General features: G+C 65.6%; 31 protein-coding genes and 1 tRNA gene. 18 read left to right on the forward strand and 14 right to left on the reverse strand.

Annotated features, from left to right (window positions below):
• Nucleotides 1–24: 24 nt before the first annotated feature.
• On the reverse strand, nt 25–789 hold the full coding sequence (gene purC / locus PRN20_RS12150) for a phosphoribosylaminoimidazolesuccinocarboxamide synthase (protein ID WP_273957633.1): 765 nt from the start codon (nt 787–789) through the stop codon (nt 25–27).
• A gap of 244 nt (nt 790–1,033) precedes the next feature.
• Between purC and PRN20_RS12155 the strand changes: the two genes are divergently transcribed.
• Complete coding sequence (locus PRN20_RS12155; RefSeq protein WP_443112568.1) at nt 1,034–1,360, forward strand: DUF1476 domain-containing protein; 327 nt, start codon at nt 1,034–1,036, stop codon at nt 1,358–1,360.
• A gap of 97 nt (nt 1,361–1,457) precedes the next feature.
• Nucleotides 1,458–2,219 carry an META domain-containing protein gene (locus PRN20_RS12160; RefSeq protein WP_273957637.1) on the forward strand — a complete coding sequence of 254 codons (762 nt, stop codon included), beginning with the start codon at nt 1,458–1,460 and terminating at the stop codon, nt 2,217–2,219.
• Between the two features lie 3 nt (nt 2,220–2,222).
• Here PRN20_RS12160 and PRN20_RS12165 read toward each other — a convergent pair whose 3' ends face one another.
• From PRN20_RS12165 to rpe, 3 genes are read right to left on the reverse strand one after another with little or no spacing between them, the layout of a single operon-like run.
• The gene (locus PRN20_RS12165) at nt 2,223–2,771 is read right to left on the reverse strand and encodes an RBBP9/YdeN family alpha/beta hydrolase (RefSeq protein ID WP_273957639.1); all 549 of its coding nucleotides are present in this window, start codon (nt 2,769–2,771) and stop codon (nt 2,223–2,225) included.
• Complete coding sequence (gene purB / locus PRN20_RS12170; protein WP_273957640.1) at nt 2,771–4,093, reverse strand: adenylosuccinate lyase; 1,323 nt, start codon at nt 4,091–4,093, stop codon at nt 2,771–2,773. Before purB ends, PRN20_RS12165 begins: the two co-directional genes overlap by 1 nt.
• A gap of 34 nt (nt 4,094–4,127) precedes the next feature.
• Nucleotides 4,128–4,805, reverse strand: coding sequence for a ribulose-phosphate 3-epimerase (gene rpe, locus PRN20_RS12175; RefSeq protein WP_273957641.1), 678 nt, complete (start codon nt 4,803–4,805; stop codon nt 4,128–4,130).
• 240 nt (nt 4,806–5,045) lie between these two features.
• Here rpe and PRN20_RS12180 point away from each other — a divergent pair, with 240 nt between their 5' ends.
• Nucleotides 5,046–5,783, forward strand: a complete 738-nt coding sequence (locus tag PRN20_RS12180) for a cytochrome c biogenesis CcdA family protein (RefSeq protein ID WP_273957642.1) — start codon at nt 5,046–5,048, stop codon at nt 5,781–5,783.
• A gap of 116 nt (nt 5,784–5,899) precedes the next feature.
• Nucleotides 5,900–7,108, forward strand: a complete 1,209-nt coding sequence (locus PRN20_RS12185; RefSeq protein WP_273957643.1) for a GNAT family N-acetyltransferase — start codon at nt 5,900–5,902, stop codon at nt 7,106–7,108.
• A 143-nt stretch (nt 7,109–7,251) separates the two neighbouring features.
• On the opposite strand, the gene radC is transcribed toward PRN20_RS12185, so the two are convergent.
• Both radC and map read right to left on the reverse strand, forming a co-directional pair.
• Entirely contained in the window at nt 7,252–7,974 is a 723-nt protein-coding gene (gene radC / locus PRN20_RS12190) for a RadC family protein (RefSeq protein WP_273957644.1), read from the reverse strand.
• Nucleotides 7,975–7,976: 2 nt separating this feature from the next.
• Complete coding sequence (map, locus tag PRN20_RS12195; protein ID WP_443112557.1) at nt 7,977–8,807, reverse strand: type I methionyl aminopeptidase; 831 nt, start codon at nt 8,805–8,807, stop codon at nt 7,977–7,979.
• A gap of 156 nt (nt 8,808–8,963) precedes the next feature.
• On the opposite strand from map, the gene PRN20_RS12200 reads away from it, so the two are divergent.
• Together PRN20_RS12200 and gpt are read left to right on the forward strand one after the other, a co-directional pair.
• The gene (locus PRN20_RS12200) at nt 8,964–9,737 is read left to right on the forward strand and encodes a competence/damage-inducible protein A (protein WP_273957645.1); all 774 of its coding nucleotides are present in this window, start codon (nt 8,964–8,966) and stop codon (nt 9,735–9,737) included.
• Between the two features lie 60 nt (nt 9,738–9,797).
• Nucleotides 9,798–10,295: a xanthine phosphoribosyltransferase gene (gene gpt, locus PRN20_RS12205; RefSeq protein ID WP_273957646.1), complete on the forward strand. Its 498-nt coding sequence runs from the start codon at nt 9,798–9,800 to the stop codon at nt 10,293–10,295.
• On the opposite strand, the gene PRN20_RS12210 is transcribed toward gpt, so the two are convergent.
• Entirely contained in the window at nt 10,292–10,657 is a 366-nt protein-coding gene (locus PRN20_RS12210) for a VOC family protein (RefSeq protein ID WP_273957647.1), read from the reverse strand. The genes gpt and PRN20_RS12210 overlap by 4 nt on opposite strands.
• Nucleotides 10,658–10,779: 122 nt before the next feature.
• Between PRN20_RS12210 and PRN20_RS12215 the strand changes: the two genes are divergently transcribed.
• The 3 genes from PRN20_RS12215 (at nt 10,780) to PRN20_RS12225 (ending at nt 11,643) form a co-directional block, all read left to right on the forward strand.
• A tRNA-Leu gene (locus PRN20_RS12215) sits at nt 10,780–10,865 on the forward strand.
• 17 nt (nt 10,866–10,882) lie between these two features.
• Nucleotides 10,883–11,170, forward strand: coding sequence for a hypothetical protein (locus PRN20_RS12220; RefSeq protein ID WP_273957648.1), 288 nt, complete (start codon nt 10,883–10,885; stop codon nt 11,168–11,170).
• Nucleotides 11,167–11,643 (forward strand): hypothetical protein, encoded by a 477-nt coding sequence (locus PRN20_RS12225; RefSeq protein ID WP_273957649.1) that lies wholly within the window; start codon nt 11,167–11,169, stop codon nt 11,641–11,643. The genes PRN20_RS12220 and PRN20_RS12225 overlap by 4 nt, the downstream gene beginning before the upstream one ends.
• On the opposite strand, the gene PRN20_RS12230 is transcribed toward PRN20_RS12225, so the two are convergent.
• A complete protein-coding gene (locus PRN20_RS12230; protein ID WP_273957650.1) occupies nt 11,611–12,000 on the reverse strand; it encodes a hypothetical protein in 390 nt (129 codons plus the stop codon). The genes PRN20_RS12225 and PRN20_RS12230 overlap by 33 nt on opposite strands.
• A 134-nt stretch (nt 12,001–12,134) precedes the next feature.
• Between PRN20_RS12230 and PRN20_RS12235 the strand changes: the two genes are divergently transcribed.
• From PRN20_RS12235 to PRN20_RS12245, 3 genes are all read left to right on the forward strand, one after another.
• Complete coding sequence (locus tag PRN20_RS12235; protein ID WP_273957651.1) at nt 12,135–12,383, forward strand: TipAS antibiotic-recognition domain-containing protein; 249 nt, start codon at nt 12,135–12,137, stop codon at nt 12,381–12,383.
• Nucleotides 12,380–12,730: a DUF1304 domain-containing protein gene (locus PRN20_RS12240; protein ID WP_273957652.1), complete on the forward strand. Its 351-nt coding sequence runs from the start codon at nt 12,380–12,382 to the stop codon at nt 12,728–12,730. Before PRN20_RS12235 ends, PRN20_RS12240 begins: the two co-directional genes overlap by 4 nt.
• 413 nt (nt 12,731–13,143) lie before the next feature.
• Nucleotides 13,144–13,449, forward strand: coding sequence for a hypothetical protein (locus tag PRN20_RS12245; RefSeq protein ID WP_273957653.1), 306 nt, complete (start codon nt 13,144–13,146; stop codon nt 13,447–13,449).
• 4 nt (nt 13,450–13,453) lie between these two features.
• Here the strand turns inward: PRN20_RS12245 and PRN20_RS12250 are convergent, their stop codons facing one another.
• A complete protein-coding gene (locus tag PRN20_RS12250; RefSeq protein WP_273957654.1) occupies nt 13,454–13,981 on the reverse strand; it encodes a dihydrofolate reductase family protein in 528 nt (175 codons plus the stop codon).
• A 65-nt stretch (nt 13,982–14,046) separates the two neighbouring features.
• Between PRN20_RS12250 and PRN20_RS12255 the strand changes: the two genes are divergently transcribed.
• Together PRN20_RS12255 and PRN20_RS12260 are read left to right on the forward strand one after the other, a co-directional pair.
• Nucleotides 14,047–14,610: a TetR/AcrR family transcriptional regulator gene (locus PRN20_RS12255; RefSeq protein WP_273957655.1), complete on the forward strand. Its 564-nt coding sequence runs from the start codon at nt 14,047–14,049 to the stop codon at nt 14,608–14,610.
• Complete coding sequence (locus PRN20_RS12260; protein ID WP_273957656.1) at nt 14,583–15,200, forward strand: methylated-DNA--[protein]-cysteine S-methyltransferase; 618 nt, start codon at nt 14,583–14,585, stop codon at nt 15,198–15,200. Before PRN20_RS12255 ends, PRN20_RS12260 begins: the two co-directional genes overlap by 28 nt.
• An 8-nt stretch (nt 15,201–15,208) precedes the next feature.
• On the opposite strand, the gene PRN20_RS12265 is transcribed toward PRN20_RS12260, so the two are convergent.
• Nucleotides 15,209–15,769: a gluconokinase gene (locus tag PRN20_RS12265; RefSeq protein WP_273957657.1), complete on the reverse strand. Its 561-nt coding sequence runs from the start codon at nt 15,767–15,769 to the stop codon at nt 15,209–15,211.
• Complete coding sequence (locus PRN20_RS12270; RefSeq protein ID WP_273957658.1) at nt 15,738–16,508, reverse strand: glucose 1-dehydrogenase; 771 nt, start codon at nt 16,506–16,508, stop codon at nt 15,738–15,740. Before PRN20_RS12270 ends, PRN20_RS12265 begins: the two co-directional genes overlap by 32 nt.
• Nucleotides 16,509–16,685: 177 nt before the next feature.
• Here PRN20_RS12270 and gndA point away from each other — a divergent pair, with 177 nt between their 5' ends.
• Both gndA and PRN20_RS12280 read left to right on the forward strand, forming a co-directional pair.
• Nucleotides 16,686–18,104 carry an NADP-dependent phosphogluconate dehydrogenase gene (gndA, locus tag PRN20_RS12275; RefSeq protein ID WP_273957659.1) on the forward strand — a complete coding sequence of 473 codons (1,419 nt, stop codon included), beginning with the start codon at nt 16,686–16,688 and terminating at the stop codon, nt 18,102–18,104.
• 21 nt (nt 18,105–18,125) lie between these two features.
• Nucleotides 18,126–18,392, forward strand: coding sequence for a hypothetical protein (locus PRN20_RS12280; protein WP_273957660.1), 267 nt, complete (start codon nt 18,126–18,128; stop codon nt 18,390–18,392).
• A gap of 34 nt (nt 18,393–18,426) precedes the next feature.
• On the opposite strand, the gene PRN20_RS12285 is transcribed toward PRN20_RS12280, so the two are convergent.
• The 3 genes from PRN20_RS12285 to PRN20_RS12295 all read right to left on the reverse strand — a co-directional run bounded on the left by PRN20_RS12285 (nt 18,427) and on the right by PRN20_RS12295 (nt 21,338).
• Nucleotides 18,427–19,770: a TCR/Tet family MFS transporter gene (locus tag PRN20_RS12285; protein ID WP_273957661.1), complete on the reverse strand. Its 1,344-nt coding sequence runs from the start codon at nt 19,768–19,770 to the stop codon at nt 18,427–18,429.
• Between the two features lie 73 nt (nt 19,771–19,843).
• Nucleotides 19,844–21,085 (reverse strand): FAD-dependent monooxygenase, encoded by a 1,242-nt coding sequence (locus PRN20_RS12290; protein WP_273957662.1) that lies wholly within the window; start codon nt 21,083–21,085, stop codon nt 19,844–19,846.
• A gap of 7 nt (nt 21,086–21,092) precedes the next feature.
• Nucleotides 21,093–21,338: a zinc-finger domain-containing protein gene (locus tag PRN20_RS12295; RefSeq protein ID WP_273957663.1), complete on the reverse strand. Its 246-nt coding sequence runs from the start codon at nt 21,336–21,338 to the stop codon at nt 21,093–21,095.
• Between the two features lie 171 nt (nt 21,339–21,509).
• Here PRN20_RS12295 and PRN20_RS12300 point away from each other — a divergent pair, with 171 nt between their 5' ends.
• Nucleotides 21,510–22,268 carry an alpha/beta fold hydrolase gene (locus tag PRN20_RS12300; protein ID WP_273957664.1) on the forward strand — a complete coding sequence of 253 codons (759 nt, stop codon included), beginning with the start codon at nt 21,510–21,512 and terminating at the stop codon, nt 22,266–22,268.
• 101 nt (nt 22,269–22,369) lie between these two features.
• Nucleotides 22,370–23,194 carry a serine O-acetyltransferase gene (cysE, locus tag PRN20_RS12305; protein WP_273957666.1) on the forward strand — a complete coding sequence of 275 codons (825 nt, stop codon included), beginning with the start codon at nt 22,370–22,372 and terminating at the stop codon, nt 23,192–23,194.
• Nucleotides 23,195–23,236: the final 42 nt, after the last annotated feature.

The following is a 23,236-nucleotide window of genomic DNA, read 5'->3' on the forward strand; positions in this document are numbered from 1 at the left end:
AGGGCGATCGCTCTGCCGAGGGCGCTATTGCACGAGTCGCGGACCAGTGGTCAACGCGTTGTCGGTTTCCACCAGGATCCCGAGGCGCTGGGCCACTTCGCGGTAGGATTCCACCAGCCCGCCGAGGTCCTCGCGGAAACGGTCCTTGTCGAGCTTGTTGCGCGTCTTGATGTCCCACAGCCGGCAGTTGTCCGGGCTGATCTCGTCGGCGAGCACGATCCGCATCAGGTCGCCATCATAGAGGCGGCCGCACTCGATCTTGAAATCGACGAGCTGGATGCCGACACCCATGAACAGGCCGGTGAGGAAGTCGTTGACGCGGATGGCGAGGGCCATGATGTCGTCGAGTTCCTGGGGTGTTGCCCAGCCGAACGCGGTGATGTGCTCTTCGCTGACCATCGGGTCGTTGAGCGCATCGTCCTTGTAGTAGAACTCTATGATCGAGCGCGGCAGCTGCGTGCCCGGCTCGAGGCCGAGGCGCTTGGTCAGCGAGCCGGCGGCGACGTTGCGAACCACCACCTCGAGCGGGATGATCTCGACTTCCTTGATCAGCTGCTCGCGCATGTTGAGCCGGCGGATGAAGTGCGTCGGGATGCCGAGGCCGTTGAGCTTGGAGAAGATGAACTCGCTGATGCGGTTGTTCAGCACGCCCTTGCCGTCGATGATCTCATGCTTGGCGCCGTTGCCGGCGGTCGCGTCGTCCTTGAAATACTGGATCAGCGTACCCGGCTCCGGACCCTCGTAGAGTGTCTTGGCCTTGCCGTCATAGATCTTGCGGCGACGGTTCATATGAGGTCTGCCTCGTGGCAATGTGGGGAATTGCGGGCCTAATGCGCCAGAATGGTTGCGGAATGCAAGCTATTTCGCCGCCTCACGGCCCGACTCGGGCACGCCCAGGGGCATCCAAAACGAACGCTGGCCGTTGATGAAGCTGACCAAATGACGCGACGGACGCCGTTGATTTGACTGTCCGTCCAGCTTATGTCCAAACGCAATCGAGGGCGCCCGGCAAGCGGGCCGAAGAGCGGAGAACATCATGTCGGGTTTCAGCGATCGCGAAAAGGGCCAAGAGGCGAAGTTCGCCCATGACTCGGAACTCCGCTTCAAGGCCGAGGCGCGCCGCAACAAGCTGCTCGGCCTCTGGGCCGCCGAGCACATGGGCCTTTCCGAAGAGCACGCCCGCCAGTACGCCGCCGAAGTCGTCGCTGCCGATTTCCAGGAAGCCGGCGACGAGGACGTGTTCCGCAAGCTTTCGACCGACCTCAAGGCTAAGGGCGCCTCGGTCTCCGACGACATGATTCGCCAGAAGATGGCCGAGCTCGTCCCCGTCGCCCGTGAGCAGGTTCTCAACGAGGGCTGATCCCTCGCGGTAAGCCGCCCGAAACCATGACCCTGATTTGCCTTGCGCCCGACGGGCGCGAGGCGTTTCGTGCTGCGTCATGCACAGGAGATCGAGCATGGACGTGGGCTTGCACGTGGGCCGCCGCGCCGCCACGGCGTTGATCGTCGGCGCCATGTTCGCTTTTGCCGCCGGCGCAGCGATGGCCAACAGCACGACCGTCACCGGCGCTGTGATCTATCGCGAGCGCATGATGCTGCCGGAGGGCGCCGTGGCCCGGATACGGCTCGAGGATGTGTCGCTGGCCGACGCGCCCGCGCGGGTCCTGGCCGAGACGACCGTGCCGGCAAGGACCAGCCCGACGGCCTTCACGCTCGCCTACGATCCGGCCGAACTCGAGGCCGGCCATACCTATGCCTGGCGCGCCACCATCTCGGTGGGTGACGTGCTGCTGTTCACGACGACAGAGCGGCACGCTCTGGATCCGCAGGCCGACCGCGTCGAACTGCTGGTGCGGCGGGTCGCTGATGGCGAAGCCACGGCCTTGCCCTTGACCGGCGCCTGGCTGGCCGAGGACATCGATGGCGGCGGCGTGATCGACAACCTGCAGACGACGCTGGAGATCGCGGCGGACGGCAAGGTGTCGGGCTCGGGCGGCTGCAACCGCTTCAGTGGCAGCGCGAAGGTCGATGGCGACACCGTCACCTTCGGCGACCTCGCCTCGACCATGATGGCCTGTACCGAAGCCGCGATGAACCAGGAACACAAGTTCCACGCGGCGCTCGCTGCCGCGCGAACCTTCCGGATCGATGCCGGACAGAAGAAGCTCTTCCTCAGCGACGCAGCCGGCAAGGTCGTGCTGCAGTTCACGGCGATGTAGCCGTCAGATCCGCTGCATCAGCCGCGTGAACATCAGCAGCCCCTCGGGCCAAGGTCCATGCCCGGACGCGACGTTGATGTGGCCGGCCTCGCCCGCGAAATGCAGCTCCGAGCCCCAGGCCGTCGCCATGTCCGCAGCGCGCTGTGGCGACACCAGCTCGTCATTGTTCGAGACCACAAGCAGCGACGGAAAGGGCAGGGGATCGAGCGGCACGTTGGCGAAGCTCATTGCCTCCCGCGGCACGGCCTTGCCCTCGTGATCGGGAGGCGAGACGAGGAACGCCCCCTTCACCTTGCCCGCCGGCAGGCGCGACGCGGCATGCACCAGCGCCGAGACGGCCAGGGAGTGGGCGACGAGCACCACAGGCTTGCTGGCCATCTCCACGGCTTCGACGATCGCTGCTGTCCAGTCCCGGATATCGGGATTGTCCCAGTCTTCCTGTTCGACGACGCGCCCGGTCGAGAACCGCTCGGCCCAGCGTCGCTGCCAATGGCCTGGCCCGGAGTCACCGAGCCCGGGCAGGATGAGTATTTCGACGTCGGCGATGCGCATCAGACCTCCGGCCCGAACACCCGCTCGAACAGGGCGTCCACGTGCTTGAGGTGATAGAAGTCGTCGAACATGGCGTCGATGTCGGCTGCTGAAAGCTTGGCCGACACTTCCGGATCCGCCTTGAGCAGTTCAGCGAACAGCCCGGTGCGATCGCCGCGATGCTCCCACACCTTCATCGCGTTGCGTTGCACGGCCGCATAGGACTCCTCGCGGCTGAGGCCCGCCTGGGTCAGCGCCAGGAGGACACGCTGGCTGTTGTGCAGCCCGCCCAGCAGGTCGAGGTTGCGCTTCATGTTGTCCGGATAGACGAGCAGGTTCTCGATCAGCCCGGTCAGGCGGTGGAGCGCGAAGTCGAGCGTCACCGTGGCATCGGGTCCGATCATACGCTCGACCGAGGAGTGCGAGATGTCGCGCTCGTGCCAGAGGGCCACGTTCTCGAGCGCCGGGGTCACCATCCCGCGCACGATGCGGGCGAGCCCTGTGAGGTTCTCGCTCAGCACCGGGTTGCGCTTGTGCGGCATGGCCGACGAGCCCTTCTGGCCGGGAGAGAAATACTCCTCGACCTCGAGCACCTCGGTACGCTGCAGGTGCCGGACTTCGGTCGCGATCCGTTCGATCGACGAGGCGATGACGCCGAGCGTGGCGAAGAACATGGCGTGCCGGTCGCGCGGGATGACCTGAGTGGAGATCGGCTCGGGCTTGAGGCCCATCTTCTCGGCCACATAGGCTTCGACCCGCGGATCGATATTGGCGAAGGTGCCGATGGCGCCGGAGATGGCGCAGGTGGCGATCTCCTCCCGTGCAGCGACGAGGCGCTCGCGGTTGCGCACGAACTCGGCATGGGCCTCGGCCAGCTTGATCCCGAACGTGGTCGGCTCGGCATGGATGCCGTGGCTGCGGCCGATCGTGATCGTGTACTTGTGTTCCTTGGCGCGGCGGCGGATGGCCGAGAGCAGCCGGTCGATATCGGTCAGCAGGATGTCCGATGCGCGTGCCAGTTGCACCGCAAGGGAGGTATCGAGAACGTCCGACGAGGTCATGCCCTGGTGCAGGAAGCGCGCTTCCGGCCCGACGATCTCGGCGACATGGGTGAGGAAGGCAATCACATCGTGCTTGGTCGTGCGCTCGATCTCGTCGATGCGCTCGACGTTGAACGTTGCGTCCTTGCCCTTGGCCCAGATGGTCTCGGCGGCTTCCTTCGGCACGACGCCGAGCTCGGCGAGCCGGGTCGTGGCGTGTGCCTCGATCTCGAACCAGATGCGGAAGCGGGTCTCGGGCGACCAGACGGCGACCATGTCGGGGCGGGAATAGCGCGGGATCATAGGCTTATCGCTCGTTGTTCGCGTAACCGGCGAGTTACGCGGTGACTGCCGTGGCAGCGTTGCGGATGGCCGCGATGCGGCCGGCATAGGTCTGGGGGTCGTTGCCGGCAAAGACCGACGTTCCTGCGACGTAGAGGTCGGCTCCGGCGTCGGCCAGCGCCCTCGAGTTCTCGACCGAAACACCGCCGTCGACCTCGAGGTCGATCGGGCGGCCGCCGATCAGCGCGCGCGCCTGCCGGATCTTGGTCAGGCTCTCCGGAATGAACTTCTGCCCGCCGAAGCCTGGATTGACGCTCATCACCAGCACGAGGTCGACGTCGCCGATCACATGCTCGATGGCGGAAACCGGCGTCGCCGGGTTGATGGCGACCCCGGCGCGCTTGCCCTCGGCCCGAATGGCCTGCAGCGAACGGTGCAGGTGCGGCCCGGCTTCGACATGCACCGTGATGGAATCGGCGCCGGCCTTCGCGAACGCGGCGAGATAGGGATCCGCCGGCGCGATCATCAGGTGGACGTCGATCACCTTGCGGGTCAGCGGGCGGATGGCGGAGACGACCAGCGGACCGATGGAGATGTTGGGGACGAAGTGGCCGTCCATCACATCGACATGGATGTAGTCGGCGCCCCCGTGGTCGATGGCGCGAATCTCCTCGCCCAGCCGCGTGAAATCGGCCGAGAGGATCGAGGGGGCGATACGGATGGGGCGGACCATGAGCACACTCGTCAGTTGCAGGCCGAGAGACCAAGGGCTGCTTACCCCGAGCCAACCCCGATGTCATCCCTGCGAAAGCAGGGACCCGACTGTCCACAGGTCACGGGGAGCGCAATGCGGTCGCCTCGAGGGACAGAAGAACGCCCCGGGGGCAGTCCGCCCGGGCGCTCCTTCACTTCCCGGCGAGCGCCACCCCGCCGCATTGCCTTCCGCCTTGAACCCGCTATGACTTCGCCCGCTATGGATCAGATTTCCCTTTGGTTGGTGTTCGGCGCGGGCGTTCTCAGCTTCCTGAGCCCCTGCGTGTTGCCCCTGGTGCCGCCTTATCTCACCTACATGAGCGGTGCTTCCTTCGATCAGCTGCGTGACGACGGCGCCACCGCCGGCGCGATCTGGCAGAAGAGCGTGTTCACCTCGCTGTTCTTCATCGCCGGGTTCTCGATCGTCTTCATCCTGTTCGGTGCCACGGCGACCGCCTTCGGGCAGGCGTTCCGGCAGGCGCTGCCGATCATCACGCCGATCGCCGGGCTGTTCATCATCGCGATGGGGCTGCACTTCCTTGGCGTCTACCGGATCGGTTTGCTCGATCGACAGCTTCGGCACAGCGGTCCGGGCGTCGCGAGCGGACCGGCGGGTGGCTTCCTTCTGGGGCTGGCCTTCGCCGTTGGCTGGACGCCGTGCATCGGACCGGTGCTGGCGGCGATCCTCGCAGTTGCCTCGACCAAGGAAACGGCCATGGATGGCGCGGCTCTGCTGGGGCTCTACTCACTCGGGCTCGGCGTGCCGTTCCTGCTGGCCGGCATCGCCATCGGCCCCTTCCTCACGTTCTTCTCGGGCTTCAAGAAGCATCTTGGCGTGGTGGAGAAGGTAATGGGCGGACTCCTGGTCGTGACTGGTCTGTTGTTCCTCACCGGCCAGTTCACCCGCATCTCGTACTGGTTCCTCGAGACCTTCCCGATCCTGCAGCAGTTCGGGTAATCGCCGCTTAACTCTGCCGATAAGTTCGAGCGGCGCCGTGTTCCGGACGTGCCCGCGTCAACCTGCAGTTCATTCGGTTTGGGGATAGATCGCTCGATACTTGTCGAGGACGCGACATGGCTGTCGAAGCCTTTGCCGATCATTCCCAGCCGGATGCCCACGCCCACGCCGATGGCCCGGTAACGGTCAGGCTGGCCCATCGCGCCGCCGATGTCGCGCCGGTCTGGGCCGCGCTCGAAGCCGGCAACATCGAGTCGCCCGGCCAGAACTCGGCGTTCACGCGTGCCTGGGTCGAGGCGCTCGGCATCGCCGAAGCCGACCAGTTCTATCTCACCGCCGAGATCGATGGCGCCGCGGTGGCGCTGCTGCCGCTCTGGCGTCGCCACAAGCACGGCGTGCGCATGCTCACCTGGTTCCCCGGTCCGCATGTCGGCTGCAACGCGCCGCTGGTCGACGCGACGCGGCTGGCCCGCCTCGGCTCGGTCGGACGCGCCGCCCTGTGGTCCGCCATGCTGCAGGAGCTCTCGGGCGCCGATCTCATCTATCTCAAGTCGGTGCCGCAGCTCAGCGTCGAGGGCATCGACATCTTCGCCGAGCTGGGCGAGTCCATTGCTGCCGAAACCCTCTACCGCGCCCAGTTCGCGAGCTGGGACGAAGCCAACACCACCCAGCGTTCCAAGTCCCGCCGCAAGCACGATCGCCAGCAGGGCGAACGGCTCGAGGCGCTGGGGCAGGTGGAGTTCGAGGAATTGCGCGGCACGCCCGAAACCATGCCGGTGCTCGATACCCTCTTTCGCCAGCGCGCCGCCCGCTTCGTCGAGATGGGGGTGTCCGATCCCTTCACCGAGCCGGGCATCCGCGCGTTCTACGAGTCGACACTCGACCCGGCTCGAGGTGTAGATGTCCGCTTTCACGTCCTCCGCCTCGACGGCGAGATCGTCGCCCTGCGCTACAACATCGCCCACGGCAACCGGCTGTTCTGCCTCATCTCCTCGATGAGCGCCGACCCGTCCATCCAGACGGGCTCGCCCGGCAAGCAGTGCCTGCTCCGCGTCATGCAGACGATCTTCGAGGCCGGCTGGCGCGTCTTCGACATGGGCGCCGGCTTCACCGACGAGAAGCGCCACTGGTGCAACATCCAGATCCCGGTGCGCCAGCACTACGTCCCGCTGACCCCCGCCGGCACCATCGCCGCCAGGACCCACCTCGGCTGGCAACTCCTCCGCCAACGCATCAAGTCCAGCAAGACGGTGATGGAGATGGTGAAGGCGGTGCGGGGTCGGATGCTGCGGGCGAAATCCGCATCAGTGCCTGCAGAAGACTGACAGAGACGGCCCACTCCCATCCTCCCCCATGAAGGGGGAGATGAAGAGTCGAGCCTCTTGCTTCGATAGTGCCAAGTGAACCGGCAGAGCACCTCCCCCTTCATGGGGGAGGATGGGAGGGGGCGTCTGCCTCAGTCGGCACTCTAGATCAGCTTCAGCCCCCGCATCGAGGCATGCCCGCTCTTCCCGATGATGATGTGGTCATGCACCGTGATCCCCAGCGGCCGGGCCACGTCGTTGATCTGCCGCGTCATCTGCACGTCGGCGGATGAGGGCGCCGGGTCACCCGAGGGATGGTTGTGGACGAGGATCAGCGCGGTGGCGCTGAGTTCCAGCGTGCGCTTAATCACCTCGCGAGGGTAGACCGGCGTGTGGTCGACCGTCCCCGTCTGCTGCACCTCATCGGCGATGAGCCGGTTCTTCTTGTCGAGGAACAGGATGCGGAACTGCTCGACATTGTTGAATGCCATCTGCGTCGAGCAGTAGTCGATCAGCGCCGACCATGAGCTGAGGATCGGCTGGTCGGGCACCATGCGGTCCCGTGCAAAGCGCTGTGCGGCAGCCTGGATGATCTTGAGATTGGCGGCGGAAACCAGCCCCAGCCCTTTCACATCGTCGAGCTGCTGCGGCGTTGCCGAGAACACGCCGGAGAACGAGCCGAACTTGTGGATCAACTCCTTGGCGAGCGGCTTGGTGTCCTTGCGAGGAATGACGATCTGCAGGATCAGCTCCAGCAGTTCGTAGTCCTCGATATGCTGCTCGCCCAACTGCAGGAAGCGCTGCCGGGCGCGCTCGCGATGTCCAAGATAATGCGGGGCCGGAGCTTCGCCGAGTCCGTCCGGCGATGGCTTGGCCCCCCGCGTCATTGCTAGCGCCGCGCTTCGAGCGGGTTGAACAGCCCCCGTGGCGAGGTCGTGAAGATTTCCGCCCCCGACTCCGTGATGCCGATCGAGTGCTCGGCCTGCGCCGAGAGCGTCCGGTCGCGCGTCACCGCGGTCCAGCCGTCGGCGAGGATCTTCACGTGCGGCCGGCCCAGGTTGATCATCGGCTCGATGGTGAAGATCATCCCCGGCTTGAGCGGCACGCCCGTTCCCGGCACGCCGAAATGCATGATGTTGGGCTCGTCATGGAACAGCTGGCCGACGCCGTGGCCGACGAAATCGCGTACCACGCTCATTCGCTCGGCCTCGGCCAGCGCCTGGATCGCCGCGCCGATATCGCCGGTCGTCGCACCCGGCTTGGCCACCGCTATGCCGGCCATCAGACCGGCATAGGTCACCTCGATCAGCCGCTCGGCCTTTCGGGTGATCTCGCCGACCGGGTACATGCGCGAGCTATCCCCGTACCAGCCATCTACAATTAGGGTGAGGTCGATGTTGACGATGTCGCCTTCACGCAGCGGCCGTTCCTCTGGGATGCCGTGGCAGACGACGTGGTTGATCGAGGTGCAGATCGAGTGGCGGTAGCCCTTGTAGAAGAGCGTCGCCGGAATGGCGTTGTTGTCGCGTGCGAACTCATAGGCCAGCCGGTCGAGTGCCGCGGTGGTGACGCCCGGCTGCACCGCGTCGACGAGCAGGTCGAGGGCCTCGGCTGTCAGGCGGCCGGCCTTGCGCATGCCCTCAAACCCGGCCTCGCCATGGAGCGGAATCACCCCCTGCGTCCGGCGCGTCTTGGTCTCGGCATCGACAAAGGTGATCATCAGGGGCTCCGTTCAGAACGTCGAAAGTAGGCGTTCATCCGCGTTAAGAAAAGGGCGTTCAGCAGGTCAGCAATGCTGTGGCATTCCCCCCGGATTGCTTGACCATTCGGGCCCTCGTAAGGCAATGCATTGTGCCTCTCGAAGCGAGGGGCTCTCATGCCGTCGTCTCTACCCGTCACCGCCGCTCTCGTCGTCATCGGCGATGAAATCCTGTCCGGCCGGACCAAGGATGTGAACATCGGCGCCACCGCCGACTTCTGCACCGACCTCGGCATCGAGCTCAGCGAAGTGCGAGTCGTTCCCGATATCGAGGACGAGATCGTCGCTGCGGTGAACGCCGTGAGGTCCCGCTACACCTACGTTTTCACCACCGGCGGCATCGGCCCCACGCACGACGACATCACCGCCGATGCCATCGCCAGGGCCTTCGGCGTATCCCTGCCGATCAACGCCGAGGCGCGCGCCATGCTGGAAGCGCGCTGGCAGCAGACGGGCACCGAGGTCAACGAAGCGCGCCTGCGCATGGCGCGCATTCCCGAGGGCGCCTCGCTGATCGTCAACTCGGTCAGCGCCGCCCCCGGCTTCCGTATCGGCAATGTGCACGTCATGGCCGGCGTCCCCAAGATCATGCTGGCGATGCTCGAGGCCATCGCACCGACCCTCGAAGGCGGGCAGAAGGTCAAGTCGGTCACCATCCGCTGCCGCGTCGGCGAAGGCACCATCGGCGTCCCGTTCGGCCGGATCCAGGCCGATTTTCCCGACGTGAAGATGGGAAGTTATCCCCAGATGGGCCAGACCGCTGTAATGACGGAACTGGTGTTGCGTTCGCCCGACGAGGCGCGGCTCGCCGAGGCCGCCGGTCGCGTCCGCGAAATGGTGACCGAGGCGCATCGCGCTGCCGGCCTGCCGCTCGAGGTCGAGGCGTACTGAGTTTCCGGGCCGATCCGGCCCACAGAGTCAACGCGGCCGAGCCCGCGACAGGAGAGTGAATTGAACCAGACTGCCCAGAAATCCTTCCCCGTGACGTGGGATCAGTTCCATCGCGACAGCCGCGCGCTCGCCTGGCGCCTGCAGGCGCTCGGCCCGTTCGACGCCCTCGTCGCCATCACCCGCGGCGGGCTTGTGCCCGCAGCCGTCGTGGCGCGTGAACTCAACATCCGCGTCGTCGAGAGCGTCGCGGTCAAGAGCTACGACCACCAGAACCAGAGCGGCATCAAGGTGCTGAAGCCGATCACCCAGGACCTGCTCGACAAGGCCAGGAACGGCGGCAAGATCCTGATCGTCGACGACCTCGTCGACACCGGCGCCACCGCCCGCGTCGTTCGCGAAATGCTCCCCGGCGCCCACTTCGCAACCGTCTACGCCAAGCCCAAGGGCCGCGACATGGTGGATACCTTCATCACGGAGGTCAGCCAGGACACCTGGATCTTCTTCCCGTGGGACCTCGATGTCGCCTACGTCCCGCCGATCTCGGGCGCGACGGACTAAAGCTGCTGCACCACGTTGATCCACAGACCTGACGGGTCCTTGATGCTGAAGCGGCGCTGGCCGAAGGGCTCGTCGGTGAGGGGATAGTCCGGCTCCTTGCCGGTCGCCTGCATCTCGGCGAGCGCGGCGGCGGCGTCCTTCACCTCGAGCTCCATGCTGGAGCCGGCAAAATACGCCTCGGGCCCGGGTGGGTACGACGGATGGCTGGGCGACATGAAGGCCATGCTGGCGCCATCGGCCTGCATGAGGACGAACCAGTCATTCTCGAACAGCACGGCAAAGCTCAGGTGCCGGGTCCAGAAGTCGCGGCACTCGGCGAACTTGTCGGTGACGATGATGGGGTAGCGATCGATGAACTGCATGTCGGCCTCCCGTTGTTGGCATCGTCAGGCTTAGCGCAGGTACACTGCCACTCGATGTCAGGGTTTAGAGCCCCACAACCGTTTGAGTTTCTGCCACTTCTGTGAGAAACGGCATGGCGCATGCGGGCGTGATGGAATGGTAGACATACGGGACTTAAAATCCCGAGGGTGTACACCCGTGTGGGTTCGAGTCCCACCGCCCGCACCAGTTCGAGGAGATCCCCGGTGCTCTTGAAGCTCGAAGTGCTCGAGGCCATCAAGCGCGGCGACATCACGCTGCAGTTCCGGCGCTGGACGCGCCCCACGGTGAAGCCCGGCGGGACGCTCAAGACCAAGGTGGGCCTGCTCAGGATCGGTCGCATCGACGACATGTCGCCCGACGACGTGAGCGAGGCCGATGCGAGGAAGGCCGGGTTCAAGGATGTGCCGGAGTTCCGGCGCTGGCTCGACACGATGAAGCAGGGCCCGCTCTTCCAGCGCATCGAGGTGAGCTATCTCGGAGAAGCCGAATGATCCGGTTCCTGGCGCTGGCGCTGCTGTTCGCGACTCCGGTCGTCGCCGAAGACGAACTGCCGGCCTGCACGACCTGGTCGGCGCAGATGCAGGAAGACGAGGGCGGTGAAGTTTTCACCGCCTCGGCCTGCGCCACAGACCGGCCGGATGCCTTCATGATGCTGACCTGTTCGGCCGGCGAGGTGTTCATCCGCTATGACCTGGCTGCCGGTGCCGAGCGCTCGCCCGATCTCGGCGAACGGGCAGGGGTCGATTTCACCATCGGGGTCAACATCCAGCGCGTGCCGATGACCTATCAGGAGATGGACGGCCTCTTCGCCGGGACGGTCCCCGCCGGTGGCCCGCTCGTCACCCTGATGCGCTCGGGCGACTCCATGACGCTCGCGGATGGGGACGGGCGCTATCCCATCCACACCTTCAGCCTCCGCGGTTCGTCGGGATCACTGGGTGCGCTGCTCGAACGCTGCTTCTAGGCGCACCCGCTCGCGCATCCACGGCTGTTCGTCGAGGTTGGGCCCGGTGACGGAGAAGCTCGACAGCGTCCCGTCCAGCGTCCTCTGCAGCACGATGAGCGCCCGGACCCACTCGGTGTAGAGCCGTCGCGATCTCCGCACCGCTTCCAGCGACACGCATTGCGCCTGCACGGCATGCCAGTCGGGTCGGCGCGCCTCGCGGGCAAAGCGGCGGATCATGGTCGCATGGGGCACGGGCAGGGCGAGCACGGCCCAATAGACCGTCAGAGCGTCCGGGTCCGCGGTAGGAGTCGTCTCCACACCTTCAGTCTGGAACGCCCAGATCAGCAGATCCTGGATGTCGATGCGCGGCGGCATTTGCACCTCTCGGCGCCTACTTAGCCCATGAGGAAACGGCGGGCGGAATACACGGTTTCCACATTCTGCCGCCATTGCATCGGGGCTGGTTGATGCGCTGTAAAACGGGCCAACGGCTTTCGCGCAAATGAGTATTGACCCTCACGCAACGTCAGGGGCTACCCGCCATATCCCCGGCCGGGCTCGCCGACCTCTACCCGTCGCACCCGGACTTTGCCGCGCACTACGAAGCGATCGAGTCGGGCTTCGCCGAGTACCTGGCCGGAGCCATGAAGGCGTACACCGCCCGTCTGGCCGGCTGGCGGCCCGACACATGGGATAGGACCGCCCACCCGGCGGCCCTTTCCGCTAGTCTGCCAGCGCACACAGGGAGTCGCGCATGATCGGCAGCATCCTCACCGGCGTCGTGGCGCTGATTCACGTCTACATCGTCGTCCTCGAGATGTTCCTGTGGGACAAGCCCCAGGGTCGCAAGGCCTTTGGCACCACGCCCGAATTCGCAGCCGAAACCAAGGTCTTGGCCGCCAACCAGGGCCTCTACAACGGCTTTCTCGCCGCTGGCCTCGTCTGGGGCATCTGGCTGGGAGAGGCAGGAGACCCGATCAAGGTGTTCTTCCTCCTCTGCGTTGCCGTTGCCGGCGTGTTCGGAGCAGCGACCGCCAGCCGCAAGATTTTGTATGTACAGACGTTTCCGGCCGTCGCGGCGTTACTGGCGGTGTGGCTGACCTGAGCCTTTTGCACAGGTCAGTTTGGAAATGCCCGCCAAGATTTGCCGGGCAGCCGCAACTTGGCTAACGTCACTCACGGCGGCGTGATCTGCGGGAAACCTCCAATGCGAGGTTTCTCCAGCGGTCGGGTACTTTCGCCAGTCTAGGCAGTTGCTTGGACTGTGCGAACCCGGTCGGCCCGCCAGCAAGCCGGACGAGCCCGCGAGTTGCGGCGCGGACTCGTCGATGCGTCCCGCGCGGTGCGGGCGGGTTCCGCGCGGGCCAGAGGCCAGGGCCGCGCTCAGGGACCGATCACGTCGTATTTCTGGCGCATGGCACAGGTTCAATGAGCATACGCAGGGGGTTGTCTATCGATTGGGCGGGAACTGCGCCGCATTTGGAATGGGCGCCTCAACACGATGAGACGCGGTCCACGGTGAAGCAGGTCATCTTTCGCATCGATTTCGGCATGGTCAGCCACGGCATCGCGCCGCTTTTCGTCGATGGGCATGCCACCGAACTCGGTTTCTGGGGCCTCTCCAGCGATATCGTCCGGCGCCTCAAGCGGCTGAGCGAGCTCTACGACCGCCAGGTCAACTGGGATAACCCGACCGACCCGAACTGGCGCATCTCCGAGCGCGACCGGCACGAGTTCAATGCGCTCCTGCCATTCGTCGTCTCCGAGTTGCAGATTGCCCTTGGCGAGCGTTGGCAGATCATCGTCGAGAGCGAGGCGATCTGACCGTCTATTCGAAGGAGTAGTGCAGCCGGGCGCAGCCACTTCCGAGCGACTTGGCCGAAAGCAGCTTGATCGACTTCGAAAAGCCGGTAGGCGGGAACAGCGGGTAGCCGCCGCCCAACAGTTGCGAGATGACGTAGACCTCGAGTTCGTCGAGCGCTCCGCGCTCTATGAATGCCATCTGCAGCTGTCCGCCGCCCAGCATCCACACGTCTCCGTCGTCGAGCGCGCGCAGCTCCGCGACCAGCGCTTCGACATCGGTCCGAGTCTCGAGCGGTCCGATCGGGTCGGGCAGGGGCCGCGATGTGACGACGATCACGCGTTGCTCGGCATAGGGCCAGGGGATGTTCTCCTTGACCAGCCACTCGTAGGTCCCGCGACCCATGACGACGGTGCGGATACGCTTGATGAACAGGTTGTAGTCGTGCTCGCCCAGTTCCATGTCTCGCCGCTCGGTGAGCCAAGCCAGCGACTCGTCCGGGGCGGCGATGAAGCCGTCGAGGCTGCTCGCAATGTAGCCAACGATCCGTGCCATTCCGATTCTCCTGTCCGATCGATCAGAAACCGTATATAAACAAACATTCGTTTATATTGGAAGCCATGGCGAGACCCAGAAAGATCTCCGATGAGGACGTCCTCGAGGCGCTGGCGGGGCAACTCGCGACGCAGGGCCCGCAGGCCCTGACCTTTGCTTCGGCCTCTTCGGCGACCGGCCTTTCCCCGGCGACCCTCGTCCAGCGCTATGGCAGCCGGGAGGCGATGCTGCGTGCAGGTCTGCTGTGGATGTGGGACGAACTCAACAAGCAGACGGCCTTTCTCGACGCGACGCAGTCACTCGATGCGGAGGGCGCCATAGGGCTGCTCATTCGCCTGTCGGCCGACTATGGTGGCGGTGACGAGGCTGCACAGGGCCTGCTTCTGCTGCGCGAGGATCTCCGCGATCCAGTGGTGCGCGCTCGCGGAGTGGCCTGGAACCACACCCTGTCCTCAGCCCTCGGGAGGCGTCTCAGTGCCGATGCGAACGGGCAGGAACGGCTCGGGCGCCTGATGGCCAGCCAGTGGCAGGGTGCGGTCCTCTGGTGGGGCTTTTCCCGCGAAGGGACGTTGCGCAGCTACCTCCGCCGCGAACTCCGTGAATGGCTGTCGGCCGTGGGGGTGCGCTGACCCAGACGCCCGGCGTGGGTCAGATTCGGGTTCAATCCGCCGCCGCGGCGTCCTATCTTGCTGCCATGCGCTACCGCATCTTCGACACGGCCCTTGGACAGATGGCGATCGGCTGGACCGAACGCGGCATCTGCCGCGTGATGCTGCCCGGCGAGTCGCCCGATGAAATGCGAGCTCGGCTCGCAAAGGCCGATGGTGTGGAAGACCGGGACGGTCAGGAGGAAGTCGTCGACCGGATCGTCGCCTATGCCGAGGGTGCGAAAGATAACTTCGCCGACCTCGCGCTGGACCTCGCGGAGGTTCCAGCTTCCAACCGGCGCATCTACGAGCACATACGGGAACTTCGCTGGGGCGAGACGACGACCTATGGCGCCATTGCCCGCTGGCTTGGCGACGTTGCGCTGTCCCGCGCGGTAGGGGCGGCCATGGGCGCCAACCCGCTCCCGCTCGTCATTCCCTGCCATCGTGTGCTGGCCGCCGACGGCAGGACCGGCGGCTTCTCATCGCCCAACGGCGTCCGTACCAAGATGCAGATGCTGGCCCTCGAGAAGGCCGCTTCGCCGACGGGACAGTTCTCGTTCGGGTTCTGAGGGCGAGCCTACTGCCCGCGCTTGAACACCTTCAGGTGCCCCAGTTCCTTCGCCACCTTGCTCGCGATGGTCTCGACCGGATCGGACACGTCCACCACCAGCACGTTCTCGTCCTCGCCCGGCCGCTCCAGCGTCGCGAACTGGCTATCGAGCAGGGCCGGGTTCATGAACTCGTGCCGCCGCGCCTCGATGCGCTTGCGGATCGTCTCGATGTCGCCATCGAGGAACACGAACAGGATCGGCTCGCCCGCCTTCTCGGTGAGATACTCGCGATAGGCGCGCTTCAGCGAGGAGCACGCCCCGACGGCGACGCCCTTCTGTTCCGCCGCCTCGGCCAGCGCCTTGGCGAGCGTTTCGAGCCACGGCCAGCGGTCGTCGTCGGTGAGCGGGATGCCGGAGCGCATCTTCTCCTTGTTGGCGGGCGGGTGGTAGCCGTCGCCATCGAGGAAGGGGGCATGGAGCCGGCGCCCGAGTGCTGCCCCGACGGCAGACTTGCCCGACGAGGACACGCCCATCGCGATGATGATGCGGGCCGGCTCAAACTGTCGCTGTAAAGGCGCCGTCGACATAGAGGATGTGTCCGTTCACGAAGGAGGAAGCATCGGAAGCGAGGAAGACCGCAGCGCCACCGAGTTCGGCCGGCTGGCCCCAGCGCCCCATGGGGGTGCGCTTTTCGATCCAGGCGTTGAACTCTTCGTTCTTGAGCAGCGCCTCGTTGAGCTCGGTGGCGATGTAGCCGGGGGAGATGCCGTTGACGTTGATGCCGTGCTTCGCCCAGTCGACCGCCATGCCGCGCGTAAGGTTGGCGAGCGCCGCCTTGGAGGCAGAGTAGGGCGCAACCGAACTGCGCGCGAAGTTCGACAGCACCGAGCAGATGTTGATGATGCGCCCGCGCCTGCGCTCGATCATGCCGCGCACCACGGCCCGGCTGACGAGGAAGGCGGAAGTCACGTTGGTGGACATCACCTGCTCGAACTTCTCGAGCGGCCAGGTCTCGAGCGAGGCGCGGTGCTGCATGCCGGCATTGTTGACGAGGATGTCGATCGGCCCGATCTCGGTTTCGGCATGCGAGATGGCGTCCTCGACGCTGTCCTCGCTGGTGACATCGAATGCCAGCGCCTTGACCAGAGCGCCGCCCTCGGCGAGCCGCGCAGCCGCTTCACCGAGCGCCTCGGGGTTGCGCGAATTGATGATGATCTCCGCTCCGGCACCCGCAAGGGCCTCGGCGATGCCATAGCCGATGCCACGGCTTGACCCCGTCACGAGGGCACGCCGACCCTTGAGGTTGAACTGAGAAATAGAATCCAACTGACGGTCCTCCCTAGCCACAGGCGGCGGAGACTAGAGGAACCGTCGCGGCTTGGTAAGCCTGCAAAAGGTACGTGCACAATGCTGCCACGAGGCCGCCTTCCGGGGTGGCATTTGCGCGGTGACCGTGCCAAAAAGCCGCGCAAGAAATCCTGATAACTCCCAATGGAGAACACGATGGCGTCTGCCGACATCGGCCTGATCGGTCTTGCGGTCATGGGGTCCAACCTGGCTCTGAACATTGCCGAAAAGGGCTACACCATTGCGGTCCACAACCGCACGGCGTCGCGCATCGACGAGTTCGTCCATATGGCCAAGGAGCAAGGGCTCGATGGCAAGGTCGTGCCTGAGGCCGACCTGGTCCAGTTCATCCAGTCCGTGAAGCGGCCGCGCTCGATCATCATCATGGTCAAGGCCGGCAAGCCCGTCGACGAGATGATCGAGCAACTCCTGCCGCACCTCGAGCCGGGCGATGCCATCCTCGAATGCGGCAACTCGCTCTATACCGACAGCCAGCGGCGCTTCGAATACCTGCGCGACAAGGGCATCGGCTTCCTCGGCATCGGCGTGTCCGGTGGCGAAGAGGGCGCACGCCATGGTCCGTCGATCATGGTCGGCGGCCCCGAGCAGCAGTGGAAGAACGCCCAGCCGATCCTCGAGGCGATCTCGGCCAAGTTCAACGGCGAGCCGTGCTGTGCGTATCTCGGCGAAGGCGGCGCCGGCCACTTCGTCAAGATGATCCACAACGGCATCGAATACGGCGACATGCAGATGATCGCCGAAGTCTACGGCGTGATGCGCGACGGGCTCGGCATGACCCCCGCCGCCTCGGCCAAGGTGTTCAAGGACTGGGACAAGGGTCCGCTCAACTCCTATCTCATCGAGATCACTGGCTACGTGCTCGAAGCAATCGAGCCCAAGACGGGCAAACCCCTGGTCGAGCTGATCCTCGACAAGGCTGGCCAGAAGGGCACGGGCACATGGTCGGCCATCGCCGCCCAGCAGCTCGGCGTTCCGGCCACCGCCATCGAAGGCGCCGTCGCGGCCCGTTCGATTTCGTCCCGCAAGGACGAGCGCGTGGCGGCCGAGAAGGTCTACGGCAAGCCGTCCGGCGGCAAGGCGGACGTCTCGCTGACCGACCTCGAACAGGCGCTCCTGGCCGGCAAGATCGTCTCCTATGCGCAGGGCTTTGCGGTGATGGCAAAGGCATCCGAGGAGTTCGGCTGGAACCTGCCGCTCGCCACCATTGCCAAGATCTGGCGCGCCGGCTGCATCATCCGTTCGCGCTTCCTCGACCAGATGTCGGCGGCCTATTCGAAGGGCGAGGCAGTCAATCTGCTGATGGTGCCGGACTTCATCGCGATCATGAAGACGGCAAACAAATCCCTCCGCAAGGTGGTCGCTGCGGCCGCACTCGGCGAGTTCCCGCTCATCTGCCTCTCGGCTTCGCTGGCCTATTTCGACAGCTACCGCCAGGCCCAGGGCACCGCCAACCTGACCCAGGCCCAGCGCGACTTCTTCGGCGCGCACGGCTTCGAGCTGATCGACCGTCCGGGCGAGCAGCACGGCAAGTGGCCCTCGACACTGGGCAAGTAAGCATCCACGGGGGCGACGATCATGTTCTCAATTGTCGCCCTTGTCCTGGGCATCGTCCGTTGGCCCTGGTGGACCCTCGTGGTCTTGCTGGCTGCCCGGGTCGCCTGGGTGATCTACGTCGATCTGCCGGGCCTCAACGCGCTGAGACCGCCAGGAGAACCTGCAGTCGGTCTTGAGAGTGAAGCGGCAATGATCGGATTGGTCCTGTCGCTCGCTCAGATCGCCGCAGCCTACGTGGCCGGTCGAGGCGCCCGCGCATTCTTCGAGTGGACTCGCCGCCCGTCATAGCGGTGAGGCAAAGGCAGGAAACCAGAAAGCCTGACTACTCGCCTAACGGCTGCTGTGTGCCGTTGCCGTTTTCGTCATGCGGCGGCGTCTGCTGCTGGCCGGGCTGGGCCATCTCGTGGATGTGTTCTTTCTTCGACACGCGCGGGCGGTGCATCAGGTCGAAGCGGCGCACGACGTAGACGAAGAGCGCGGCGGCACAGACCACCAGGATGCCGGCCCCGAGGAACGGGGCACCGGGGAAGTAGCCTGGCTCGCCCGGCTGGGCCTGGGTGAAGCGGCTGAACAGCTGCGTCGCGAGCAGCGGACCAAGGATAGAGGCCAGGGAGTTGGTGGCGTTGATCGCGCCCTGCAGCTCGCCCTGCGCATCGTCAGGCACCTGGCGCGACATCAGCGAGTTGATGGCGGGGCCGGCAAGCCCAGCCAGCGAGCCGAACACCAGGAAGCCGTAGAGCGGCAACTCGGAGTGGATGAAGGCCGTGCCGGTGAAGGCGATGGCGGCGGCCAGCATGCCGAGCAGCACGGTCGACCACTCGCCGATACGCTTGGTCACCGGGGCGATCAGGAAAGCCTGGCTCATGGCGAAGCCGATACCGAAGGCGCCCAGCGCGATACCGATCTGCGACGACGAGAAGCTCAGCACCTCGATGGTGAAAAAGTTCCACACCGAGGGGAAAGCCTGGCTGGCGAGGACGAAGAGGCCCAGCACGGCCAGCAGCCAGAGCACCACGGGGTTCTTGCTGAGGCTCCACAGCACGCCGAACGGGTTGGCGCGGCGGATGTCGAACGGCCGGCGCTTGTCCCGGGGCAGGCTCTCGGGCAGGACGAAGAAGCCGAACAGCAGGTTCGCACCGGCCAGCGCCGCCGCGGCGTAGAACGGCCAGCGCGGACCCAGCTCGCCAAGCAGGCCACCCACGACGGGGCCGAAGATGAAGCCGAGCCCGAACGCGGCGCCGATCAGGCCGAAGCGGTGAGCGCGTTTCTCGCGTGGCGTGATATCGGCGATGTAGGCAGTGGCAGTCGCGACCGATGCGCCCGAGATACCCGCGATGGTGTGGCCGATGAAGATCAGCACCAGCGAGTTGGCGAGGCCCATGATCGTGTAGTCGATCGTGAGGCCTGCGAGCGCGATCAGGATGATCGGGCGCCGCCCGAACCGGTCCGACAGATTGCCCAGCGCCGGTCCGAACAGGAACTGCATCAGGGAATAGGCGAAGACCAGATAGCCGCCGATCACCGCGGCCTGCGCGACGCTACCACCCGACAGCTGGCCGATGAGCTGCGGCAGCACCGGCAGGATGATGCCGTAGCCCAGCATGTCGAGGAAGATCGTGACGAGCACGCAAGCGAGGGTGAGGTTCGACTGTGGGGAAACGGGCATGCGGGGGCATTCAATCCCTTTTTGGAGGCCGCAGTTGACACATCGCCTCGCGTGAAGGCAAGCGCCACTCGCCTCAGTGGACGTCCTGTCGCGGCCGCCGCGGGACCGGTGGAACACCGGCCGGATCGGGCGCCGCGTCGTATCCATAAAGCCAGCTCAGTCGACGCAAATGCCCGCGCGGGCCCTGAAGTTTCACCACGGCATTCCGGCCGAGCGTGAAGGGCCACTCGAGGTGGAAGGCAAAGCCGTTGAAATCAGAGAGTTTGCGGACGCGCTCGACACGCGGACGGCGGAGCGAAGCGTAGCGTCCGAGGGCCGACTCGGCATCGGCCTCGGTCATCAGCAGCGGCGCGAGGATCGCGGCATCCTCGATGGCCATCACCGCGCCCTGGGCCTGGAACGGCATCATCGCATGGGCGGCGTCGCCAACGAGGCCCACCCCACCTTCGGTCCAGACTTCGGTCGTCACAGTCGATAGCGGCCAGTAGCCCCAGCTGTCGCCGGCGGCGGCAAGGATCGCCGCGAACTGCTGGCTCTTCTTCATCGCCCAGGGCAGGTCAGGCGCGCGCGGCGGATCCTCGCCGAAGGCCTTGTCGGCCTTGGCTTTGGCGAACAGCGCGATGTTGACCTGCTTGCGGAACGGCAGCGGGTAGGTGACGGCGTGGAATCCCGGGGCCCAGAGCAGGCTCGTGCGGTCCGCCGCCACGACGCCTGCCAATGCGGCCTCTTCGAGCGTGACGCGCCACGCCACCGAGCCCGAGTAGACTGCCTCGGGGCCCATCAGGACGCCGGTCCGCGTAAGCGAGTTGACGCCATCCGCTCCGATGAAGGCGAAGGCCCGTGCTGCGCGTGACTTGCCATCGGCCTCGTCGACCGTGACGGACACGCCGCGCGCGTGGCTCACGACGTCGTAGGAGCGGACACCGAACAGGATGTCGATGTTGGCGAAGCGCTTGCACGCCTTGTAGAGGACATTGGCGAGATCGGCCCGGTGCATCACGGCATAGGGCGCGCCGAACGTCTGCTCGACCGCCTTGCCCAGTTCCAGCGTCACCAGCGGCCGGTCGAACCCATAGGGATAGATGTCGATGCCTTCGGGCTCGAACGAGCGGGCCGCGAGGGCGCGGTCGAGGCCGAGGCGGTTGAGGATCTTGCGGGCGTTGGGGCTGAGCTGGAGGCCGGCGCCGACCTCCTGCACGCGCTCCCGCCGCTCGAGCACGACCACCGTCGCGCCGAACTTGGCGAGTGCGAGGGCCAGCGTCATGCCCGCGATGCCTGCGCCTGCGATGTAGACCGTGCGTCCGTTGCCGGACATGGGCGTACTAGGCGGCTTCGTGGTGATAGACGGCCGAGAGCGGCTGGGACGTGCCAGGAGCGAGCTCCGGGTTGAAGACATAGAGCGTCGAGCAATACGAGCAGACGATCTCGTTGTCCCTGCCCATGTCGATGTAGATGTGCGGGTGGTCGAACGGGGGCAGGGCGCCCACGCACATGAACTCCTTGGACCCCACCTCGATCCGCGGCAGCCCCTCGGTGTTGTGGAAATGCGGGGTGCTCTCGTGCGCCATCGGACAGTCCTCGGTTCGGAATTCGGCGCGAACATAGCGATGCGAGTGGGGGAATGGAAGTCTCCGGCAGTCGATGACACCTGCCATATCGGGGAGGCTGGTTCTGCTTTCGCGGGGATGTTGCGCTGTGTATGACCTCCCCGAGCGCCCACCTGCACGAGAGGCCCCGACTTGCCCCAGTTCAATTCCGCCGGCATTGCCATCGACTACGAGGTCCACGGTGAGGGTCAGCCGATCCTCCTGATCCACGGCTTCGGATCCTCGGGCAAGATAAACTGGATCGATACGGGGTGGGTGGAGACGCTGCTCGGGGCAGGATACCAGCCGATCACCTTTGATAATCGTGGGCACGGCAAGTCCCGCAAGCTCTACGACGCGCAGCTCTACTACGCGCACGAGATGGCCGAGGATGCGCGGCGCTTGCTCGATCACCTTGGCATCGCCCGCGCGCCGGTGATGGGCTACTCGATGGGCGCCCGCATCACGGCCTACCTCATGCTGCAGCACCCGGAACGGGTGAGCGCGGCCATCTGGGGCGGCATGGGGCTCAACCTGATCTCCGGCCTCGAGGACAGCGAGGAGATCATCACGGCGCTCACCGCCGAGTCGCTCGATCAGGTCACCGGCCGCACCGGGCGCCAGTTCCGTATCTTCGCCGATCACAACAAGGCCGATCGCGCCGCGCTTGCCGCCTGCATGGTCAACTCGCGCGAACCGATGCGCGAGGCCGATGTGCGACGCATCGAGGCGCCGGTACTGGTCGCCGTGGGCAGCGAAGACGACATGGCCGGCTCGGCCGAAGCCCTGGCCGCCCTGCTGCCGCAGGGGGAGGCCTTCACCATCGAGCGGCGCGATCACATGCGCGCCACCGGCGACAAGCAGTTCAAGGCGGCAGCACTGGATTTCCTCGCGCGGCACTCTGCGGAGTAACCACTCGACGCGACTTCAGCTCTCGCGAACCAATTTGTGCGCTAGGGGTTGGTATCGGAGCACGAGTTGGCTTATATCGGCATCCGCCGATGGAGACACGGATGAGCACGAGTTTGAAGAAGGCCGAGATCACGGCCATCGATCCGGTTTGGGATGCAGTGGTGTCGGGCGCACGGCAGATCGTTGCCGGCGAGCCGTCCCTCGCCAATCTCGTCTACTCCAACATCCTCAACCACGGCTCCTTCGAGGAAGCGCTGGCGCACCGGCTGTCCGAGCGCCTGGATCATCCGGATGTCTCGGCAGAGCTGATCCGCCAGGCGTTCCGCGACGCACTCGAGATGCGGCCCGAGATCGGGCTCGAATCTCGCGCCGACCTCGCCGCGACGCTCGAGCGGGATCCGGCCCTCCACAAGGCCGTGGACGGCTTCCTCTACTTCAAGGGCTTCCACGCCATCCAGACCCACCGTTTCGCGCACCAGCTGTGGAACTCGGGTCGCAAGGATTTCGCGCTTTACCTGCAGAGCCGCTCGAGTTCCGTGTTCCAGGTCGACATCAACCCGGCCGCGCGCATCGGCAAGGGCATCCTGCTCGACCATGCGACCGGATTCGTCGTCGGCGAGACGGCCGTCATCGGCGACAATGTCTCGATCCTTCAGGGCGTCACGCTCGGCGGAACGGGCAAGTCCGAGGAGGATCGGCACCCCAAGATCGGCAATGGCGTGCTGATCGGTGCCCACACCGTGGTCCTGGGTAACATCAAGGTCGGCGACTGCGCCCGCATCGGCGCGGGCTCGGTCGTGGTCAAGGATGTGCCACCGCGCGTCACCGTGGTTGGCGTTCCGGCTCGGATCATTGGCGAGGCGGGCACCGCTCATCCGGCCTCGGTCATGGACCAGACCCGCGGCGTGCAGGACATCACCGGCTGATCGAACGGCGGCAACGCCGTATTTGCGCCATCTCGCACGGGA

The organism is Devosia sp. ZB163 (genome assembly GCF_028613635.1).
GTDB lineage: Bacteria > Pseudomonadota > Alphaproteobacteria > Rhizobiales > Devosiaceae > Devosia_A.

Coding starts and splice junctions, on each gene's coding strand:
- PRN20_RS12260 (WP_273957656.1), top strand. CDS start 14,583: ATGGCTGTCGGCCGTGGGGGTGCGCTGACCCAGACGCCCGGCGTGGGT.
- gndA (WP_273957659.1), top strand. CDS start 16,686: ATGGCGTCTGCCGACATCGGCCTGATCGGTCTTGCGGTCATGGGGTCC.
- radC (WP_273957644.1), bottom strand. CDS start 7,974: ATGACGCGGGGGGCCAAGCCATCGCCGGACGGACTCGGCGAAGCTCCG.
- PRN20_RS12185 (WP_273957643.1), top strand. CDS start 5,900: ATGGCTGTCGAAGCCTTTGCCGATCATTCCCAGCCGGATGCCCACGCC.
- PRN20_RS12225 (WP_273957649.1), top strand. CDS start 11,167: ATGATCCGGTTCCTGGCGCTGGCGCTGCTGTTCGCGACTCCGGTCGTC.
- PRN20_RS12180 (WP_273957642.1), top strand. CDS start 5,046: ATGGATCAGATTTCCCTTTGGTTGGTGTTCGGCGCGGGCGTTCTCAGC.
- PRN20_RS12210 (WP_273957647.1), bottom strand. CDS start 10,657: ATGCAGTTCATCGATCGCTACCCCATCATCGTCACCGACAAGTTCGCC.
- PRN20_RS12280 (WP_273957660.1), top strand. CDS start 18,126: ATGTTCTCAATTGTCGCCCTTGTCCTGGGCATCGTCCGTTGGCCCTGG.
- PRN20_RS12290 (WP_273957662.1), bottom strand. CDS start 21,085: ATGTCCGGCAACGGACGCACGGTCTACATCGCAGGCGCAGGCATCGCG.
- PRN20_RS12295 (WP_273957663.1), bottom strand. CDS start 21,338: ATGGCGCACGAGAGCACCCCGCATTTCCACAACACCGAGGGGCTGCCG.
- PRN20_RS12230 (WP_273957650.1), bottom strand. CDS start 12,000: ATGCCGCCGCGCATCGACATCCAGGATCTGCTGATCTGGGCGTTCCAG.
- rpe (WP_273957641.1), bottom strand. CDS start 4,805: ATGGTCCGCCCCATCCGTATCGCCCCCTCGATCCTCTCGGCCGATTTC.
- purC (WP_273957633.1), bottom strand. CDS start 789: ATGAACCGTCGCCGCAAGATCTATGACGGCAAGGCCAAGACACTCTAC.
- PRN20_RS12200 (WP_273957645.1), top strand. CDS start 8,964: ATGCCGTCGTCTCTACCCGTCACCGCCGCTCTCGTCGTCATCGGCGAT.
- PRN20_RS12250 (WP_273957654.1), bottom strand. CDS start 13,981: ATGGCACGGATCGTTGGCTACATTGCGAGCAGCCTCGACGGCTTCATC.
- cysE (WP_273957666.1), top strand. CDS start 22,370: ATGAGCACGAGTTTGAAGAAGGCCGAGATCACGGCCATCGATCCGGTT.
- purB (WP_273957640.1), bottom strand. CDS start 4,093: ATGATCCCGCGCTATTCCCGCCCCGACATGGTCGCCGTCTGGTCGCCC.
- PRN20_RS12255 (WP_273957655.1), top strand. CDS start 14,047: ATGGCGAGACCCAGAAAGATCTCCGATGAGGACGTCCTCGAGGCGCTG.
- PRN20_RS12165 (WP_273957639.1), bottom strand. CDS start 2,771: ATGCGCATCGCCGACGTCGAAATACTCATCCTGCCCGGGCTCGGTGAC.
- PRN20_RS12160 (WP_273957637.1), top strand. CDS start 1,458: ATGGACGTGGGCTTGCACGTGGGCCGCCGCGCCGCCACGGCGTTGATC.
- PRN20_RS12265 (WP_273957657.1), bottom strand. CDS start 15,769: ATGTCGACGGCGCCTTTACAGCGACAGTTTGAGCCGGCCCGCATCATC.
- PRN20_RS12240 (WP_273957652.1), top strand. CDS start 12,380: ATGATCGGCAGCATCCTCACCGGCGTCGTGGCGCTGATTCACGTCTAC.
- PRN20_RS12285 (WP_273957661.1), bottom strand. CDS start 19,770: ATGCCCGTTTCCCCACAGTCGAACCTCACCCTCGCTTGCGTGCTCGTC.
- map (WP_443112557.1), bottom strand. CDS start 8,807: ATGATCACCTTTGTCGATGCCGAGACCAAGACGCGCCGGACGCAGGGG.